Annotated in this window: 14 protein-coding genes and 1 rRNA gene; 1 reads left to right on the forward strand and 14 read right to left on the reverse strand. The window is 50.2% G+C overall.

The genetic code is table 11. The features are described 5' to 3' along the window. Positions 1–616, reverse strand: a 16S ribosomal RNA gene (locus HZA73_09930); the annotation flags it as partial. Positions 617–932: 316 nt separating this feature from the next. Here HZA73_09930 and HZA73_09935 point away from each other — a divergent pair. Next, on the forward strand, positions 933–2,036 hold the full coding sequence (locus tag HZA73_09935) for a metallophosphoesterase (protein MBI5806352.1): 1,104 nt from the start codon (positions 933–935) through the stop codon (positions 2,034–2,036). A gap of 34 nt (positions 2,037–2,070) precedes the next feature. Here the strand turns inward: HZA73_09935 and HZA73_09940 are convergent, their stop codons facing one another. The 13 genes from HZA73_09940 to HZA73_10000 all read right to left on the reverse strand — a co-directional run bounded on the left by HZA73_09940 (position 2,071) and on the right by HZA73_10000 (position 19,369). Further along, positions 2,071–2,913 (reverse strand): glycosyltransferase family 2 protein, encoded by an 843-nt coding sequence (locus tag HZA73_09940; protein ID MBI5806353.1) that lies wholly within the window; start codon positions 2,911–2,913, stop codon positions 2,071–2,073. A gap of 81 nt (positions 2,914–2,994) precedes the next feature. Further along, positions 2,995–3,708: a polyprenol monophosphomannose synthase gene (locus HZA73_09945; protein ID MBI5806354.1), complete on the reverse strand. Its 714-nt coding sequence runs from the start codon at positions 3,706–3,708 to the stop codon at positions 2,995–2,997. 52 nt (positions 3,709–3,760) lie between these two features. Beyond that, complete coding sequence (locus tag HZA73_09950) at positions 3,761–7,294, reverse strand: hypothetical protein (GenBank protein MBI5806355.1); 3,534 nt, start codon at positions 7,292–7,294, stop codon at positions 3,761–3,763. Continuing rightward, entirely contained in the window at positions 7,287–9,875 is a 2,589-nt protein-coding gene (gene mutS / locus HZA73_09955; protein MBI5806356.1) for a DNA mismatch repair protein MutS, read from the reverse strand. Before mutS ends, HZA73_09950 begins: the two co-directional genes overlap by 8 nt. 46 nt (positions 9,876–9,921) lie before the next feature. Next, complete coding sequence (locus tag HZA73_09960; GenBank protein MBI5806357.1) at positions 9,922–10,851, reverse strand: tetratricopeptide repeat protein; 930 nt, start codon at positions 10,849–10,851, stop codon at positions 9,922–9,924. Positions 10,852–10,979: 128 nt separating this feature from the next. Beyond that, positions 10,980–11,471, reverse strand: coding sequence for a hypothetical protein (locus HZA73_09965; protein ID MBI5806358.1), 492 nt, complete (start codon positions 11,469–11,471; stop codon positions 10,980–10,982). 78 nt (positions 11,472–11,549) lie between these two features. Further along, positions 11,550–12,407 carry a hypothetical protein gene (locus HZA73_09970; protein ID MBI5806359.1) on the reverse strand — a complete coding sequence of 286 codons (858 nt, stop codon included), beginning with the start codon at positions 12,405–12,407 and terminating at the stop codon, positions 11,550–11,552. Then, positions 12,407–13,174, reverse strand: coding sequence for an ABC transporter permease (locus tag HZA73_09975; protein MBI5806360.1), 768 nt, complete (start codon positions 13,172–13,174; stop codon positions 12,407–12,409). Before HZA73_09975 ends, HZA73_09970 begins: the two co-directional genes overlap by 1 nt. Continuing rightward, positions 13,167–14,096, reverse strand: a complete 930-nt coding sequence (locus HZA73_09980) for an ABC transporter ATP-binding protein (protein MBI5806361.1) — start codon at positions 14,094–14,096, stop codon at positions 13,167–13,169. The genes HZA73_09975 and HZA73_09980 overlap by 8 nt, the downstream gene beginning before the upstream one ends. Beyond that, positions 14,093–14,458 (reverse strand): hypothetical protein, encoded by a 366-nt coding sequence (locus HZA73_09985; GenBank protein ID MBI5806362.1) that lies wholly within the window; start codon positions 14,456–14,458, stop codon positions 14,093–14,095. The genes HZA73_09980 and HZA73_09985 overlap by 4 nt, the downstream gene beginning before the upstream one ends. 186 nt (positions 14,459–14,644) lie before the next feature. Beyond that, positions 14,645–15,115, reverse strand: coding sequence for a type II secretion system protein (locus tag HZA73_09990; protein ID MBI5806363.1), 471 nt, complete (start codon positions 15,113–15,115; stop codon positions 14,645–14,647). Between the two features lie 189 nt (positions 15,116–15,304). Then, positions 15,305–17,014 carry a tetratricopeptide repeat protein gene (locus HZA73_09995; GenBank protein MBI5806364.1) on the reverse strand — a complete coding sequence of 570 codons (1,710 nt, stop codon included), beginning with the start codon at positions 17,012–17,014 and terminating at the stop codon, positions 15,305–15,307. Between the two features lie 21 nt (positions 17,015–17,035). Then, complete coding sequence (locus tag HZA73_10000) at positions 17,036–19,369, reverse strand: fused MFS/spermidine synthase (GenBank protein MBI5806365.1); 2,334 nt, start codon at positions 19,367–19,369, stop codon at positions 17,036–17,038. Positions 19,370–19,388: the final 19 nt, after the last annotated feature.

A 19,388-nucleotide genomic window follows, 5' to 3' on the forward strand; every position in this document is an offset into this window, starting at 1 on the left:
CAGTTTCTCCGTTGAGCGGAGAGATTTAACAGATCGACTTAAAGGCCCGCCTACACGCCCTTTACACCCAGTGATTCCGGACAACGCTTGCCTCCCCCGTATTACCGCGGCTGCTGGCACGGAGTTAGCCGAGGCTTATTCCACCGGTACCGTCATTTTTATTTCGTCCCGATGAAAAGGGTTTTACATCCCGAAGGATTTCATCACCCACGCGGCGTCGCTGGTTCAGGGTTTCCCCCATTGACCAAAATTCCCTACTGCTGCCTCCCGTAGGAGTAGGGGCCGTGTCTCAGTCCCCTTGTGGCCGATCGACCTCTCAGTCCGGCTACCCGTCAAAGCCTTGGTGGGCCATTACCCCGCCAACTAGCTGATGGGACGCGGATCCATCTTTTTGCGTCTTGCGACTTTGATCATCCTGAGATGCCCCAAAATGATGTCATGCGGTATTAGCCCCAGTTTCCCGGAGTTATCCCCCACATAAAGGTAGGTTATCCACGTGTTACTCACCCGTTCGCCACTACCATGCACTCATATTGCTACAAATGCATGACCGTTCGACTTGCATGTATTAGGCACGCCGCCAGCGTTAGTCCTGAGCCAGGATCAAACTCTCCATAAAAAAATATTAAATTTTATAAATGGAAAATTTAAAAAAACGATCCAGAAACTCAATCATATGTACACTGTGCTTGCTTGTTCAGTTTTCAAAGAACTAAAAATCAGTCGCTTCCTAACGTCCCGTAGAGTTTGTAATTATACACGAACAGCCCCTTAATGTCAAGTACCAATTTAAAGAATTATCATTATTTTTGAATTTTTATTAACAAAGCCCTGTTCATGGGTATCCGGCATTTAAAAACGGCCAAACATTTGACTTTTCATCCCTGTTGGGTTATCATTGAAACCAATCAGAATGATTAATTAGGAGGTTTATGATCCGCACCCTGGCCGTTGCTTTCATGGTGGCCCTGCTGTTTACGCTGATGGGCCTGATGCACTTTTACGTTTACAAGAGAACCGGCGCCCTGCTGGGATTGCCCAAAAGCCCGGCGCTTTTCATTGCCCTGACCCTTTTGACCATTCTGTTCCCGCTGGCCATGATCCTCTCGCGCACGGTGGACGGTCCTTTAGTGAGGGTACTATATATCGCCGCTGCTTCCTGGCTGGGCTTGGTGTTCCAATCGTTCACCGCCTCGGCCCTTGTCCACCTGATCCAGTTGCTTTTTGACCTGGCCCGCCATCCCCTAGGCCAGAGAACCCTGGGCTGGTCAACAATCGGCCTGAGCCTGCTGGTTTTCTTCTACGGCCTGTTGAACGCCGCATTGATCCGGACCACCGAGATAACCATCGGGATTAAGGGCCTAAGAGAACCAAAAGTCACCATCGCCCTGCTGACCGATATCCACGTCGGTGCGGTTTATGGTCCAAAATACCTGCAGAATATAGTGGACCGAACCAATGCCCTTAACCCCAACCTGGTGGCCATTGCCGGGGACCTGTTCGATGGTTCGGCCAAGCCTGATTACCGCCTGGTGAAGCCCCTGGAAGGCCTGCAGGCCCCTGCCTTCTTCGTCACCGGCAATCATGAGGTTTACGAGGGTCTGGACGTCACCACCGAACTGGTGTCAAAAACAGGAGTGACGGCACTGCGCAACCGGTTAGCTAAGTTCCAGGGGCTGCAGATCATTGGTCTGGATGCTCCCTTGCGGGAAGGAAGAAAATCCGGGATTTTTGATAAATTTGACGGTACTATAGACCCGGACAAGCCCTCAATATTGCTTTATCACATACCTGTAGGACTGGAACAGGCCAAGGAACGGGGGATAGACCTTCAGCTTTCCGGACACACCCACAACGGCCAGATGTTCCCATTCAATCTCTTGATGCCCCTGTTTTACAGATTTTACAACGGATACGGCCGGGATGGCGATTTTCAGATCTACGTCTCCCACGGAGTTGGCAACTGGGGGCCGCCTTTAAGGATAGGCTCCCGAAGCGAGATAATTAAAATTGACATAGTGCCGGCGGAAAAGTGAAAAGATTAAGGGACGGTTCTAAAAGAACCGCCCCTTATTTTGTCAGTAACTTATGCGCCTGCAGCGCCGCTTTTAGATATATCTTTTGCAGCATATTCGGCAGGTGGTTCTTTTCAAAGAACAAGTACATCGATCTCCGGTGTTCTTCTTCCATCCGGTCCTTCTCCTGCTCCGAACTCTTGCCCCAATGGTGAATGAGCCCGGCTTGGGGCACATAAAACGCCTGCCAGCCGTGGTTTGAAGCAGTCAGACAAAGATCAATATCCTCCAAGTACATGAAATATCTATCGTCTAAAGCTCCTGTCTGTTCCAGCATCTCCCGTCTTAAAATAAGACAGACTCCGGCCAGAGCGGGAACGGCGGAAGGCTGGTCATTCGGCAGACCCCGGAGCATGTACCGGGAAGATCCTGGATTGCCTGGCCAAATGGCAGTAATAGGTGATTTGCGGGAAAAAAGAATGTTAAGGTAACCAGGAATGGCCCGGATGGTAGGCTGGAGGCTGCCGTCGGGATTATGGACCCTGGGGCCGGCCAGACCTGCTTTCGGGTTTGACTCCATGAAATCGAATAAGCTTTTAAGGCAACCCGGCTCCACCAGGGTATCGGGGTTGAGCAGGACCGGGTACTTCCCGGATGAAGCTTTGATTCCAATATTACAGGCGGCGGCAAACCCCAGGTTTTGGGAATTGGCTATCAGCTTGGCTTCGGGATATTTTCGGGCCAGCATGGCCTGACTTCCGTCAGTTGAATCGTTGTCAACCACTATCACTTCGTAACTGATGCCCCCGGCCGCTTTGATGGAATCCAGGCACCGGGAAAGCAGTTCCCCTACATTGCGGTTGACTATGATCAGGCTTATGTCATTTTTAGCAGTCATTTGCAGCTTTTCAGTTTAGTCGGCTAAAAAACAGAGACGAAACAATTCGTCTCTGTTTTAAATTTTCAGGTCATCTTTCCTTTATAATTGCCCGGTCAGCCTCAGCCACTGCAGCCGCCAGACCATCCAAACCGCCTCGTAGACGATCTTCTTAGACATCTTGGACTGCCCCACCTTTCGTTCCTCGAAAATGATGGGAACCTCTGTCACCTTAAAACCTTTGTAATAAGAGTTGAAATGCATTTCAATCTGAAAGGCATACCCGTTGGATTTGATCCGGTCCAGGTTGACGGCCTCAAGCACTTTCCGCTTGTAACATTTGAAGCCACTGGTCAGGTCACGCACCGGCACTCCGGTCACCACCCGGGCGTAAATGTTGGCAAAATATGAGAGCAACAGCCTCTTCAAAGGCCAGTTGACCACGTTGACCCCGTCCAGATAGCGAGAGCCTATCACCAGGTCAAAGTCCCTGATCTTCTCCAGGAAGACGGCCAGCGTTTTGGGCGGATGCGAGAAATCAGCGTCCATTTCGCAGATCAGGTCATAACCCTTGGAAAGCGCCCATTTGAAACCGGTGACATAGGCCGTGCCCAGCCCCATCTTGCCCGGCCGGTGAATGACGTGAACCCTCTGGTCCTTTTGGGATATCTCATCCAAAAGCCTGCCGGTGCCGTCCGGCGAATTATCGTCTATCACCAGCACCTCGAACACCTGGTTCACCGACTGGATCTGGGAGATGATCTCGGCAATGTTGCCTTTTTCATTATAGGTGGGTATTATCACCAGCGCCTTCATGGAATGACTCCTAGGATTATGGTTTAAGGTTTCAACAATTGTTCAATAGATATTAAGTGAATAAGCCCGATTTTTTCTCAGCTTGCAGTTCCAGATCCTCCAGCACCCTCTTTTGATCCTCGATCTTTCTGGTAAGTTCATTCAGCTCCTTGCTGCGGGCCTGATACTCGGCGGCTTCCGCCGACAGTATCTTTAAGCGTTTTAGGATGACTGACTCCTCCTCGGACTTCTGGCTGACCGATTTTTGTTTTTCCTCCAACTCACGTTCCAGGGATGCTTTCATTTTATCCCAATTTTCCTTGAAGGAAGCGCTCTCTTTCTGTTCGTTTTTCAGGCTGATCAACTGCTGATCCAGTTCATCTCTCTGGCGCTGTTTGGCAGTAAGTTCTTCCTCATTCTGACGCACCATCTCGGTGACATCATCCAACTGCCTGTATTTGTCGTCCAATTGGCTCTGGACGGAAATCAACTGTTGTTTTACCTGTTTTTTGGCGGTCTCCGTCTCTTGTGCCATCTGTAAAAGCTCATCGTTCTGGTTTTTCTGCCTTTGCTCCATTTCCTGGCGGGCCTGGTCTTTGGCAGCCTCGATCTCCTGGTTCAGCCTCCTAAGCTCTTCGTTCTGGTCTTTCCGATTTTGCTCCATTTCATGACGGGCCAGTTCGAGTTCCTTATGCACCACTTGCAGATCATTTTGGGCTTGATCGCGGTTGTTCTTCAGGGTTTCCAGTTCTGCCTGGACTTTGCCGTTCTCTTCTTCCATCCGCCGGCCTTGAGATTGCCTTTCCGTAATTTGCTCATTCAAGCCGTTCAATTCCCGGTTCTTGCCGTCCACCAACTGGTTCAAATTGGCCAGCTCGGATTCAGCGGTCATGGCGCTCCGGGCCCTTTCCTGCATCAGCTCCTGATTCTGCTGGTTGACCTCCTCCAATTCCCGGCGGCTTTCTTCCACCTGTTGTCTGGTTTGTGACGCCTGTTGCTGAAGTTCTTTAAGGCTGGCCAACTGCTGTTCTATCTGGGATTGCTGTTGTTTCTGGAAAGGCACCGCCTCCTTGATCCACTGCTCCACTTCCCGCTTTTGGGCCTGGAGCATTTCCCGGGCCTGGTTCAGTTCCCGTCCGCTTTGGTTGAGCAGTTTGATCTCATCCTTCAGCCTCTGGCGCTCGTCTTCCAGAGCAGCCACCTCAGCGCTGAGTTTTTGCTGTTCCCCCGCGGTTTGGCCCAGTTGGGACAGGGAATCGTTAACGCTGGCCTGCAGGGCCTGATATCTGGACTCCAGGGCTGCGTGATCGGCCTTCTTCTGATTGATCTCATTTTGCAGAGCCGATCGTTCCTCGCCCAGCTTATCATATTCCTCCTGGGACTGGATTAGTGCCTCCTTGGTCCGCTCCAATTCATTGGTTGCTTTCACTTGATTTTGCTGAGCCTCGGTCAATGAGCGGTTTATCTCCTCCAATTGCTGGATGGAGATATCACGGGAGCCTTCCAGTTGTAGTTTGTCCTGCTTCAAGGCCTCGAGCTGGACAAAGGCAGATTTGATATCGGCCTGCAGTTTTTGAAGTTTGCCCTCGGCCTCCAGCCTGAAATTCTCCCGCTGGCTGATCTTAGCCTCAGCCTCCGACAGTTTTTTCCAGGCCTGCTCCAGGCCTGTTTCCATCGATTGTTTCTGCCGGGACATTTCATCGATTTTTTGGGCTATTGCCAGACCATCGGTTTTCAATCCGTCTATCTTCTGCTGCAAAAGCTGCTGGATATTCTGGCGGTTGGCAGTGCTCTGCTGAAGTTCTTCGATCCCCTTTTCCAGGCTGGCCACCTGTCGGTTGCGTTCCACCAAAAGACTTTCCGCTCCGGTCAGCTCCTCCTGATTCCGCTGGATGTGCCCCTCTATCTCGGACCTGGCCTTGGAAAGGGTCTCCGTCTCATTTTTTAGAAGATACAATATCTGCTGCTGCTGGGACACCTGATTTTGCAACTGTTCCAATTGAACGTTTAAATTCTCCTGCTGGCTCCGGCCCTCTTTGATGCTTGCCTCCAGACTCACCGCCTGATCTTTGTCCGATTGCAGGGACTCTTGACTGGCGCGCAGATCCTGGCGCAAACCCTCCAATACTCCCTCCAGCACCATTGACTGGTGGAGTTTCTCGTCTGTCTCCTTTTGTTTCTGTTCCAACTGGCGCAGGATGTTTTCCAATTCGCTGTTTTTCCCGATCCGATCCTGTTCCGTCGCTGCTATTTGCTCTTTCAGGTCATTCCTGGCCTGCTCGGTGGCATCTTTTTCCCTGTGCAACGATGCAGTTTCCGACCGGACAGTATCCAGCTCGGCCTTGGTCTGTTCCAGCTGAGCTATCAATGTGGAGAGGGAATTCTGTTTGGCCGCCAGTTCACCGTCCAATATTTCCGACTGGGCCTTATGCTGGCCGATGACAGAGATCACCGATTCCATCTGGGATTTGGCCGACTGGATCTGGTCCAGCAACTGCCCGTGGCGTACCGATGATTCTTCGATCTCCCGCTGCAAGGCCAGGCTCTGCTTTTCCAGCCCGCTGACGTCACGGGTCCGGTCCTTCATGGTAGCCAGGATCTGGGTCAGTTCTCCCTTGAGCTTGGCCTGGTATTGTAAAAGTTCCTTCCGTTCCTTTTTGGAACGGTTCAGTTTTTTAAGGGTGTGGGCGGTTTCCTTGCGTCTTGTTTTTATCTCGTCATCCAAAAGCTTTTTCTGGGAAAGCTTCAAAGCCAGGGCTTCGTCTATCGGAAGATCAGGCTCCTTATGGAATATTCTTTTCACCCCCCCCGTTGCGGCAGCCCATGCGGCAGCGGCGCCTTCAAAGAACCGGGTCAGGATGCTCTCTTTCCCGGAGGAATGATCGTCAAACTCTCCATCCTGCTCCGGCTCCGGAGCGACTGGAGACGATTCCGGATCGGCTGCAGCAGAAGCAGGCTGATCTTCGATTGAATGCTCCGGCTGGATCTCCTGTTCAGATTGGATTGCCGGTTCCGGTTGGCTGATATCCCCGGTATAGACCGCCTCTGTCACGGCTGGTTCCCCGGCAGCTTCCGCAACAGGGATAATATCATCAACGGGAGCATCGGCCGGCTGTTCTGCACCGGATCCCAATGTCTGGCGGCGTACCAGAAAGCGTGCCGCAAACTCCTTGACATCTTTTCTTATCTGCGAGATCATGGAAGAAGCGGTTGCCATGGGCTCCAGATCATTCTCGGACTCTGCAACTGACCGGTCCGCGTCTTGCGCCGGTTCAGCATTCTGCTTCATGATCCCTGACATTTCCGGAATGTCATCGGACGGAGATGGGTCGCCGGATTCAAACTGTTCTTCATAAAACTCAGCGCTTTTATCCCCAGCAGACGCCTGCTCCTCCGCGGGTTCATTCTCCGGAGGGGGCAGCAGCCCATCCCCGGAAGTACTGGCGGTTCCGGCTTTGAAATAATTCATAAGCCTGGAGATAAGTCCCCGTCCCCCTGACCGGGCCCGGGATCCTGCCTCCACAGGAACTTCATCCGGAACTGGGGAAACGACCTCCACTTCCTGCTCCCGGTTCAGCTCTTCTTTTTCCAGTCTTTCTTCATCCATCTTTGCCGTCCTCTTTGGTCATGTCTTTAAGCCTGGCCAGTTTATTTAATGCCTCTATCGGTGTCAGGGTTTCGGGATCGACCGATCTTATCTCTTTTAGCACCGCCTGCTCCTGCCGGTTGAAGATCGTTTCCCCTGTTTCATTTTGGGAAACCGGGTGCCGGGCCAGCCGTGGGGTCTGGTCCCCGGACAGAGCGTCCGATTCCAAGTTAAAAAGGATCTCTCGAGCCCGTTCTATGACGGCCTTGGGCAGACCGGCCAGCTTGGCTACCTGCACTCCATAGCTCTGCCCTGCCGGACCGGCCACCACCTGTCGCAGGAAGATTATCTCGTCCCCCCACTGTTTGACCGACATGGAATAGTTCTTGATCCCGGTCATCCAGGATGACAGCTCAGTCAGTTCATGATAATGAGTGGCGAACAGTGTCTTGCATCGCGTCTGATCATGCAGGTATTCGCTGACCGCCCAGGCGATGGCCAGCCCGTCAAAGGTGCTGGTACCCCGTCCGATCTCGTCCAGCAACACCAGACTTCTGCCGCTGGCATTGTTCAGGATGTTGGCGGTCTCATTCATCTCGGCCAGAAAGGTGCTGACCCCCTTGGCCAGGTCGTCCGAAGCCCCGATCCGGGTGAAGACCCGGTCGATCACTCCGATCTGGGCCTGCTGGGCCGGAACGAAGGAGCCGATCTGGGCCAGGATCACTATCAGCGCAATCTGCCTTAAGTAGGTCGATTTACCGGCCATGTTGGGCCCGGTCAATATTATCAGCCGGTTCTGGTCGCCGTCCAGCAGGGCGTCGTTGGCCACGAACTGCCCCAGCCGGAAATTCTTCTCCACCACCGGGTGCCGGCCTCCCTGGATGAACAGCCTTGATTCTTCGTCCACCAGCGGCCGGCGGTAACCGTTCTCCACCGCGGCCAGGGCCAGTGAATAGATGGCGTCAATGGCCGCAACGGCCTCGGCTGTTTCCTTGATCTTTGAGCTTTGTCCGCAGACCTTTTCCTTCAATCCGTTGAAAAGTTCCAGCTCCAACTGCCGGATCTTTTCCTCGGCCCCCAGCACCTTGTCCTCGTAGGCCTTGAGCTCCTCGGTGATGTAACGCTCGGCATTGGTCAGGGTCTGCTTGCGGATGTAATTTTGGGGGATAGAATCCAGGTTGGCCTTGCTGATCTCGATGTAATACCCAAACACGCTGTTGAAGCCGACCTTCAGGGAATTGATCCCGGTACGCTCCCGCTCAGTCTTCTGCAGTCCGGCGATCCAGGATTTGTCGCCTGAGGCCAGGGCGTTCAGCTGGTCCAGCTCCGGACTGTATCCCGGGCTGATGAATCCGCCCTGCATGAAGGCCAGCGGAGGCTCGGGAACTATGGCCTTGTTGATCAGCAGGCAAAGGTCTTCCATATCATGCAGCCCTGCGCTCTGTCCGCTCCAGTATTCCCCTCCGGGCAATAATGCTTTCATCTGTTTAGCCGCATCCAGCGACTGGGCCAGTCCCAGCAGGTCCCGGGGCCCGGCCCGGTGGCAGGTTATCCGCCCCAGCAGCCGCTCCAGGTCCTGCACTTTCTTGAGCTGGGCGGCCAGGTTCTCCCGGTGCGGACGGGAGTTAAACAGCGACTCCACCGCATCCTGGCGGACCTTGATCCGGGGCAGGGACAGAAGCGGGGCCGCTAGAAAGCGCCGCAGCAGCCGGGCACCCATCGGCGTCAGGGTCTTATCTATGGCCTCCAGCAGGCTGGACTGGCCGGGCGCACTTTCCGGCAGCAAGGCCAGGTTGCGGATGGTGGCGTTGTCCAGCAGCATTTGGCTGGAAAGGCTGTAGGGCGTAAGTTTGGCGATGTGCCCCACTGATGTCTTCTGGTTGTCCTCCAGATAGCGCAGAGCGGCCCCGGCTGCGGACGTGGCCAATTCCATATCTTGGCAGCCGAACCCAGCCAGGGAAGCGGTCTTGAAATGATCCAATAATCTGCGCCGGGCGGATTCCCCGTCAAAACGGTAATCGTCCTGCAGGGTCAGGGCAAAACCGGATACTGCCGACTTTAAAGCATCGGCCTGTCCTTTTGGGACAAGTATCTCCGCAGGCTGGCTGCGCCCCAGCTCGTCAGCCAGGTCGGCCAGCGGCAGTTCGGTCAATCTGAGGTTTCCAGCCGGGAGATCGCACAAAACCAGGCCGCAATTGGTTCCCTGAACCTTGACCGCCGCCAAAAGATTTTCCCGGCGCTCCTCCAAAAGCGAGGGCCGCATCACGGTTCCGGGAGTGATGACCTCGGTCACCGCCCTTTTGACTATGCCCTTGGCCAGCTTGGGGTCCTCCACCTGGTCGCAAATGGCCACCTTGTGCCCGGCCTTGATCAGCCTGGTCACATAGCGTTCCAGGGCATGATGGGGAATCCCTGCCAGGGGAACATTATTGTCTTTGCCGTGATTGCGGGCGGTCAGCACGATCCCCAGAACCCTTGAGATCAGCACCGCGTCATCAAAAAAGGTCTCGTAAAAATCTCCCACCCTAAAAAGCAGCACAGCATCCGGATGCTCCTGCTTGATCTGATGGTACTGGGCGATCATGGGGGTGATCTTTTCCATCAACGGACCCGGCCAATGGCTGAATTTATTGGAAACAGGCAATGTCTCATTTTTGCACCAGCATGGTTTTGATGCCGTAGGCTCTCAACAGTTTTTGGGAGGCATTCCGGGCCTCCTCTTTTCCGCCGTAGGGTCCGGCAAAAAGCCGGTAGCTGCGTCTGTTCTTGGAACCGCTGCTGTCCACCCGGCACTGGTGATCCTGTTTCTCCAGCCGCTTTTTCCAGTCGGCCATCACGGCCCGGTCCCGGTAAACTCCAACCTGCAGATAATACCTTTGGACGTTTCCCAGTTTTGGCCCAGGTACGGCGGTTTTAACCGGCGGGGATTTAATGGCTGGGATTTCGTCCGTTGAAGCCGGAAGGCTGTCTTCCTGGGCCTCGGGGCTGTCCTCGATGTCGGACAAAAGCTGTTCCCGGGCCTCCCCGGCTTCGTAACTCTCGGGATAAAGCTCCAGGATCTGTCGCCAGTAATAATTGGCCTGGGCCGAATCGCTTTTCAGCCTCCAGCAATCGGCCAGGGAACGAACGATGGCCGCCCCCCGAAAATTCTGGGGGTATTGCTGGACGAAGGCCTGGGCATAGGATGCCCCCTGGGTCAGGCTGTCCGCGGCCAGCGCCATCAGGGCCAGCCGGTACAGGCTTTCGCTGCCGGGCGGGGTCTGGCCGTAGCGGGAATAGGTGAAAAGATAGCGGGTCTTGGCCTCGGGGAAGGCTCCGGCGTTCTGGCAGTACTGGGCCGTGGCAAATGCCGCCTGAGGCGCCAAAGCGTGGGTGGGGTGGTTGTCCAGGATGAACTGGTAATGAGCAAAGGCGTTGGTCCCGCTGTTCTCTATCCGGGCCAGGGTGAAATGGGCCTCGGCCAGAAGTTTTCCCCGGGGATGGTGCTTAAGAAACTTTTGGTAGGCCTCCACCGCCTGGGGGTATTTTCCGGTCTGGCAGTATTGCCAGGCGATGTTGTATTCCTCTTCCTCGGTCATGGCCCAAAGCAAGGATATGCCCAGCAACAAGAGAGACAGGGCAAGCAGAAAGACCCTGACTATTTTAAACTGAAAAAACAGCCCGTATGGCTTCCTATTTTTTAATTTCCCATTTCCCATATTTAAAGTCAATACAGTTCCCTCTTCCCGGCTACGGTCTGCACCACCCACTGAAAACCTATGAAGGAATAGCCCGTGGATGCTTCATCGCGACGGGAGGTCCAGGTGATCTTCCCGTAATGGGGAACATTGTCAGTTTTGATGAAAAACGACTTCCCCAGCAGGGAATTATCCAAGGTGATCTCGTTATAGTAGCCCGAATCGGGGGCCACATCACCGGTGCCCAGTTTTATGCCGTAATTGGAGCGCAGCTGGACTGTGGCCGGCGAAGTAGCGGAAAGCCACCATAACTGAAAACTGCCATAGTTGGCCGTCCCGCTTTTGAAATAAAATACGTCCGGCGAATCGCCCTGGCTCACGCCCAGCGAATCATAACCGGAAATAACTGTACTATCCGGAGCTTCGGTGGGCGATTTACTGCAGCCGGCCGCCAAAGTCAAAAGGGTCAGCAGACCAAAGATCCAAACCGGCCAAATAGATATATTTTTTCTTTTAACCATAATCTTACATTTTAGCCTATAAGTCTATCATTTTCAACAAAAAACTGCAATAAAAAACGGGCTTTTTTTAAGCCCGTTTTAATTAATCTTTCGTCCGCCTTTGGCGTAAACTTTTCCCGCTTTCTGATCCCAAAAAAATACGCCGCCCAAAGGATCATCAGGTATCCTTTTTATGTATCCCCACAACACCAGGTCTTTAATCACAGATATCTTTCTTTTTTCCTGTTTTTGGAATGTATCAGACAATTCCTGCAGCCGTTTGAGGATCATTTCCCTGTCGATCTTATCAATGTAGAACTGGGCTAAGGTCTTTTCTGTTTTGTTTCCGGTCTTATTAAGAAGCTCCACCCACAAGGCCCGGGATGTTTCCAGGTCCTTGCCCTTTCGCATGGCAAAAGCAGCAAAACGCCCCGGCATTTCCGGAGCTCCGGTCTGGCGGGAGGAAACGGTGAACCACCGGCCAGCCTCCCTGTAATTGCGGGAGAATACAAAATGGACGAAGCCCCGGAAAAATGGAATGGTCCAGTCTTCCGGGTTGTTCTCCATTCCCTTTTTCATCAGCCGGTCGGCGGCCGGAACGTCGGCGGCATCGTGGGCCAGCAGCAAAGCTCCGAAGTTATAGGCTACTCTGAAATCTGGAGCCAGCACGCTTAAGATGTCGAACATGTGCCCCAGATATTTATACTGCCGGTCGGTCAAAGTATGCTGGCCGTAATACTGGACGGTCTGCAGCCAGATCCAGTCGCCGGCCAGGTTGTCGTAGCCGAAGGCCGCGGCCTTGGTCACGGCGGCATTGGGAAAATACATCATCTCGCCCTGCCGGTTTTCCTTGACCAGCATATCCAGCTTTACCTGGCTGAAAAAAACGATCCCCGCACCCAGCAAGGCCAGGGCCAGTTTGACCGGATTGCTTTTTATGATTCCGGCCGCCCCCATCACTTGAAATCCTTCTTTTCAAAGATCAGGGAGGTTATCATCAGCACCGCCATGATATAGGCTCCGCTGTAGGACAACGACCACCAGACCTGGGGCCATAAGACCGGCTGGTCGAACACCGCCTGGTTCTTAAGATCCAAATTTCCCATGTTGGGCAATAGATAGTAGAATATTTTTAGGGTGGTCTTGATCAGGCCGGCCGGCAGCCGCTGGGCCAGGTTTAATATATCGCGGTTAAGGGTCCCGGCCAGATACAGACAGAAGGTGAAAACCGCTCCCAGGATCGGGGACGATAGGCTGGAGAAAAAAAGCGCGATGGAGTTGATCACCGAAACCTTTAAAAATGTCATGCCGATAGGCATCAGAAGACTTAATGGAAATTTACCGTCAAGGATAAGGATGCCAGCCGTAAAGATGGCCGTCATCAGGATTATCATCAGCCCCAGCAAAAGTTCCATCCCCAAATATTTTCCCAGCAAAAAGTAAAATCTTTCCACCGGCTTGGAAACGATCACATGGATGGTCCGTTTCTCCACTTCCTTGTAGACCAGGGTGGTGCCCACCACTATGGCCAGCATGATACTGAGAAATTCTATCCCGGCCAGACCGAAATCCCGCAGGATTCGGGAATGTTCACCCAGGGTCAATGGCACCAAAGCAGTAACGCTGAAAAGGATCAGGAACAGATATGCCAGCAGGGCGTACAGGGTTTTGGATCGCAGCCCCTCAATAAAAGTATTTTGGGCTATGGCCCATATTTTATTCATCTTGCGCTACCTCCCGGGAAAAGAATTCCTCCAAACTTTCCTTCTGGGGGACTATGCTTACCACCTGTCCCCCGTTTTGGGCGATGATATCCAGCGCCCGGGGCACGCCGGATTCCTGTTTTAAGTTGAACAGCCATTGCTCCTGGACCTGGCTGGCGGAGAGTGATAATTCCGACAGCAGTTTTTCAGTTTTAGGACTGATATTTCGGCAGCCGAACTCCACCGCTTTGATCTTGGCGTTCAATAACTGGTTCAGATTTCCGGCCCTCAGCAGTTTGCCCTTGTTGATGATAGCCACCTGATCGCAGACCATCTCGGCGTCAGGAAGAATGTGGGAACTGAAGAATACGGTTTTGCCTTTTGATTTAAGGTCCAGAATTATATCCTTGAATTCCTTGCGGCCCAGGGGATCCAGTCCGGTCAAAGGCTCGTCCAGCACTACCAGCTCCGGGTCGTTGATCAGGGCCTGGGCCAAACCTATCCTTTGCAGCATGCCCTTGGAATATTTACGCATCTGCAGGTCGGCGGCGTGGGTGAGGTTGACCAGGACCAGAAGTTCCTTAGTCCGGTCTTTTAGTTTAATGCTGTTTATATCGAACAACCGGCCGCAAAAATTTAGAAATTCGCGCCCGGTTAAATAATCATAGAAATACGGGGACTCCGGCAGGAACCCAACACTCTGCTTAGGTTCCGTTTCCCAGGAGTTTTTACCGAATACAATGGCCTGGCCCTGGCTGGGCCGGATGATGCCCATCAGGGTCTTGATGGTGGTGGTCTTGCCGGCCCCGTTGGGGCCAAGAAAGCCAAATATCTGCCCCGGCTCTACCTCCAAGTTCAAGCCCTTGAGCACGGTTTGGACCGGGGTCCAAAAGTGCCTTTGGTAGGTTTTGCGCAGGTTTATCAGTTCTATTGCCTTGCTCATTTTAACTTTCCTACGGCTATTCCCACTTTCCAGTTTTTCCCCTTTTTTATGGTCATGGTGCCTGTCTTGTAACGGGTTAGAACTGCCTGGTCATTTTTTTTAAAAACCACCTGATAATACACTAGGGCCCTGGTCTGGCTTTCGTAAACCGTGGAAACGCTGTCCAGATAAAGCCATTCAATATTTTGGGGCGTGTTAATGAACTCGGAGGTCATACCATCAAGATAGTAGACCTGGGTCCTTAACACTTCATCCTTGTCGCCTGCAACCATTGCCTTCCAAAAGTATCTTACCGCTGCTTCTGGGCTTTTATCTTTGTTGATGCAGCCGCAGAAAAGGAACAACAACAATATCGTTGTCATTTGTTTCAAATATCTATCTTCTCCCTTGTTCTGTAGTAGCAATTCACTTGGCCTTTTTATCCATTCAATTTGTGACCATTTACAGATACTTAGGCATAGTGAGCTGAATTATCCCTAAGGATAAACTTCCCATAAAAAAAGGGGTAGGCCGTAAAATGTTACAGCCTACCCTTTTGGCGAGGTTTATTACTGGCCGGAAGTCAACATCAAAGGCAGAAGAGATGTTTTGCCAAAACCAGAGATGCGATAAGCACCGGAAGCATTAGTATTAGTGGCATCGTTCAAGCTGTCGGTGTAACCCACCTCACCCTTTGTAGTGGCATCATCATCAACCATGGGTGCGGCCACATCTGCAGTAAAGGGATTCTTAAAGTTGGCTGGCAATAAATTTACTGTCCCGCCGAAAATGGAATTAGTGTTGCCGGCAGCCAAGGCGTTGGCCTCCGAGACCTCGGTAGCTATATCAACCGGATATACACCATCGGCCTGGGTGCTGAAGTCTTCGGCCGCCAGCTGGGCGGTGTGCATATTGGCTTTTACCGAGCCTTCCTTGGCTCTGTCCTGCATGGACATGAAGTTCGGAATGGCGATGGCCGCCAAAATACCGATGATGACCACCACGATCATCAGTTCAATTAGAGTAAAACCTTTTTTCATGTTTGTTCTCCTTTTTGTTAATTATTAGGGTGGTTATAAGTTGTTCCTTTTATATCCAATTTATAATGCAAATGACATGCCAGACAAAAATGGATGGTTTTTTAAGGTTTTTTACCCAAAATAATGTGATTTTCATTTTAAAATCATCGCAAAATGCAACAATATCAATCTGCAAGTGTTCAGATGATTTTAAAACCTCTTTTTACCTATCTCAACTGCTTTATTGTATTCTTCAATTCCCTTAACAGTATCTCCCAAGTCAAAATACACTTTAGCTAATAATTTCCTTGTATCTGCCATGTTAGGATTTAAATTTAATGCTCTGATATATTCTTCACGCGCCTTGATATTTTCCCCATTTGACTGATAAACCCTTGCCAGCTTGGAATGCGCCTCAGCGTAATCCGGACTTAAGCTGATTACTCTATTATAATATTGCCTTGCTTTATCCCGATCCCCTTTGCGCTTAAGCAGGTCTCCCAGTTGGAGTAAAATCTTGAAATTATTTGGTTCTAAATTAATGGCTTTGAGATAGTATTTTACCGCTTGATCAGTTTCCTTTTCCATTTCGAAGATTAATCCCAGATTGCTGTATGGTGCCGCCCAATTAGTGTTGAGTTTGGTTGCTTGAAGGTAATGCTCCTTTGCCTGGTCCAATTTTCCTTCTTTTTGATAAATAACACCAATATTATTATGAGAAAAGGGCGAGCTTGGTGATGATTTGACCGCGCTTTCCCAACAGGATTGCGCATTTGCAAAAACATTTATATACCTACTGGTTTTCAGGGAAAAAGCCGCCAAGCTAATAAAGAAAATTGCATATTGGTATTTTACCGGTATTCTGATCACGGTTTTTAGGCTGGCCAGCATAAGCGTAAACCCTATAAACGGGAGATACAAACGCTGCTCCATAAAACCGGGCAGGTTGGGGCTGAACAACAGCGGGGGCAGGAGAAAAGAAATGAAGATCAGCAACCCTAAGCTGAATAATTTTTTAGAGCCAATACTTTGGCTGATCAACAAAAACGCCGCAATTGCTGATCCAGCCAAGCCCCAAATAATTGACATATCCGGTCGTACCGGAACTATAGCCAGATTGACAGGGAAAAAGATCTTACCCCAGTAAGTTACCAGGCCAAAGAGTATATCCGAAAATCTACTTACATGAATGTCATTCAACCCCAAGTTAGGTAATTTTAAAGTAAAATAACCAGCGTATAGGATCACCCAGCTAGAGATAAGATAAACCCAGATCTTTACCGGCGCTTTATTGTCTATCACCCAAAGCAGATAAACCGAAAATATTAAGGGTAGAATCAAAGCCGATTCTTTGGTAAAAAAAGCCAGCCCGGTGAATGCCAAGTGCCCCAAAAGCCATCTTAACTTGTGATTTTCCCCATAGTTTATCAAAGTGATCATGGTCGACATGCTGAATAATGCCATCAGGGAATCATTCCTCCCGGGGATCCAGGCCACGGCCTGGCTTAATACCGGATGAGCGGAAAATAACAGAGACAACAGCAATGACCTTGTTTTTGGGACCCCGAGCCTGAGCATAAACAGCCATAACAACCAGGAGGTCAAAATATGAATTATTATATTAGTAACATGATAGATCATCGGTGCTATTCCACCGATGGCCGCATCCACCATTAAGCTTAAGGTTAATACTGGCCGGTAATACCAGCTTTGGTGTCGTCCCCCGAAAGCATCCTTTAAAAATATCTTTCCTATGTTCCCGAGATCAGACAAGATACCATAATTGCTGATGACCAAATCGGTATCGTCATAATGGGAATAGCCAAAGTTTACTGCCGGAAAATAAACCAGCAAGATTAAGGCCATCAAGACACCATAAGGCCTCCATGATTTAGTAAGTTGTTCTAATGAATATCTCATTCCCCGGCCTTATTCTATACCCTAATGCTTCCGTAATAATTCGTTTTTTAATTTTTTCCATCGGTACAGAGAATTACCATCTAATATATATTTACGGTTGGGGTCATATTTTTGTCGCCAAAGGGGAAACTCCGTGTAAGGGTTATTATCTGTAATGATTGCTGCACCCCTGGTAAAATCCGCAAGATCAGTTGGATGAAGGAGAAAGTATTTCAGCAGACTTCCAGGATTGGGCACCAATGAATCCCACTCGGTCAGATCGTTTATGATTGCGGTATCTTTGTCTGCAGATTTAAAACGCTCAATATCTGCGGTATAAGGTTCTTTAAAGCCTGTCAAATATATTCCAGGGAAGCGGGGTCCGCCCCAAGCCATGGCATTGGGAAAAGCTTTATTAAATGTAGCCAAAATCATCATTACCTCTGTATAAGCTGCCGGAGGCACCCAAAGGCACATTACTCCGCCGGAATTCAGTCTTTGATTGCATAATTCAAAAAACTCCAGGGAATACAGGTTCACCGTGCCCCCGCTCCACAACGGAGGGGCTGGATCCATGGTAATCACGTCATAAGTATTGTCACGCATCAGAAGGAAATTACGTCCGTCATCGATATAATGTCTGACACGGGGGTTGGATAGAACTTCTCTGCCATCACCATGAAAATAATCAAAGCATTCGTATGTTTCCGGCACTAATTCCACGGTTTCGCAATTCAGCCACTGATGGCGGGAGGCTGAGCGAAGAGTCGTCCCCATCCCAAAGCATACCACCAGGATTTTTTTGGGATTTTGGCATAGAAGAAGCGGTAGATGAGCCATTATTTTTGTTTCTATGCACAAATGGGTCATTCCAATGCCATTAACCAGTAGGCTGGATTGCATAGGGTCATTTTCCCTGCCAATTACAGTAGTGGATGCAGTAGAACTTTCTTTGTGGAAGTAGATAGCCGCATCCTTCCCATATATTCTGACCATTTCATTTTTTATGGCAGATAAAAAAGGATCCGGGGCGACCGATCCCCACCACAAAACTGCCCCGGTCGCCAGGATAAGCAACGAAGTGTATAAAACACTATTTTTCCGGCTCAAGCTTAGCAGCAGAGCAGTAACGGAAATCATAAGGTTGACCCCGCCCAGCATCAACAGTGACCATTTCGTGCCTATAAATCCTACCAGTACAAAGCCACAAAACAACGACCCCAAGATACACCCGATGGTATTGGCTGAGTAAAGATGGCCCGTGCTTTGGCCTGTAGTTCTCTCCTCCGAGACGAAACCTTTGGAGATGATTGGAAATATAGCGCCTAAAATAAAAGTTATGGGAAAAATAATTACCAGAGGAACCAATATTATATTGTTGAAGTCAATAGCTGAAGAGATGGTGACCGGTTTGAAAAATCCGTAAAAATAAAATCCGATAATGCTGTATATTGTTATACATGCTTGAGCCAGCCCAAAAACATATAACGGATCATTGATCCTTTTTGAAAACAGGGCCCCGGTATAACCACCCAAAGCTACGCCGGATAAATAAATGCCCAACATCATACTGAATGAATACATTGATGTGCCCAGATACAATTGCAATGTCCTAGCCCATATTATTTCATAACCCATTGCAGTAAAGCCACTAAGGGCAAACATAAGTAAAATAATCTTTTTTATTGCCAGCCGGTATGGTGAGATACTACCTGCGCCTGCTTGGATTTGTTTTTCGCTGGAAACAATGACCCTTTTATTGAATAAATGCATAGCGGCAAATGAAACAGCAAGATTGATAAGCACACCGATTAAAACAGTATTCAATTCTCCGATCAGCCCAATTAAAATCAAACCGCTGACGATTACACCCAATGCTGCTCCAAAAGTGTTAAGGGAATACAAAAAACCCAGCCTTTGGGAGTATTCCGTGTTAAATCTTTTTGTGTAGGATGCAAGTAATGGCAGTGTACTTCCCATCAGGCTGGTAGGAATTATAAGAATAAAAAAAAGCAACGAGGATTGTACAATGGTCAGAACCATCCTGCTGCCGCCTGCAAATGCGTATGCAACTCTATACAACGGAATCAAATTATTATAGCCGACCATAAAGATTAATGCCGTAACTCCTACCCCGGCTTCTATCACGGCATATAACCATAATGGCTTTGTATAATTGTCAACTATTTTCCCAGTAAAATAACTGCCAAGAGCTAGTCCGGCCATAAAGGCTGCCAAAACCAAGGATGTTGCATAGACTGTGCTACCCAATATCCGGGAAAGCATTCTCAACCAAACAGTTTCATAAATCAACCCTGATAGGCCAGAAAAGAAAAATAATAGATAAATGACTGTTTTTTCTTTTATACTGCGCATAGTATATGAAAAAATCCTT

This window comes from candidate division TA06 bacterium (assembly GCA_016235665.1).
Taxonomy (GTDB): domain Bacteria; phylum Edwardsbacteria; class AC1; order AC1; family EtOH8; genus UBA5202.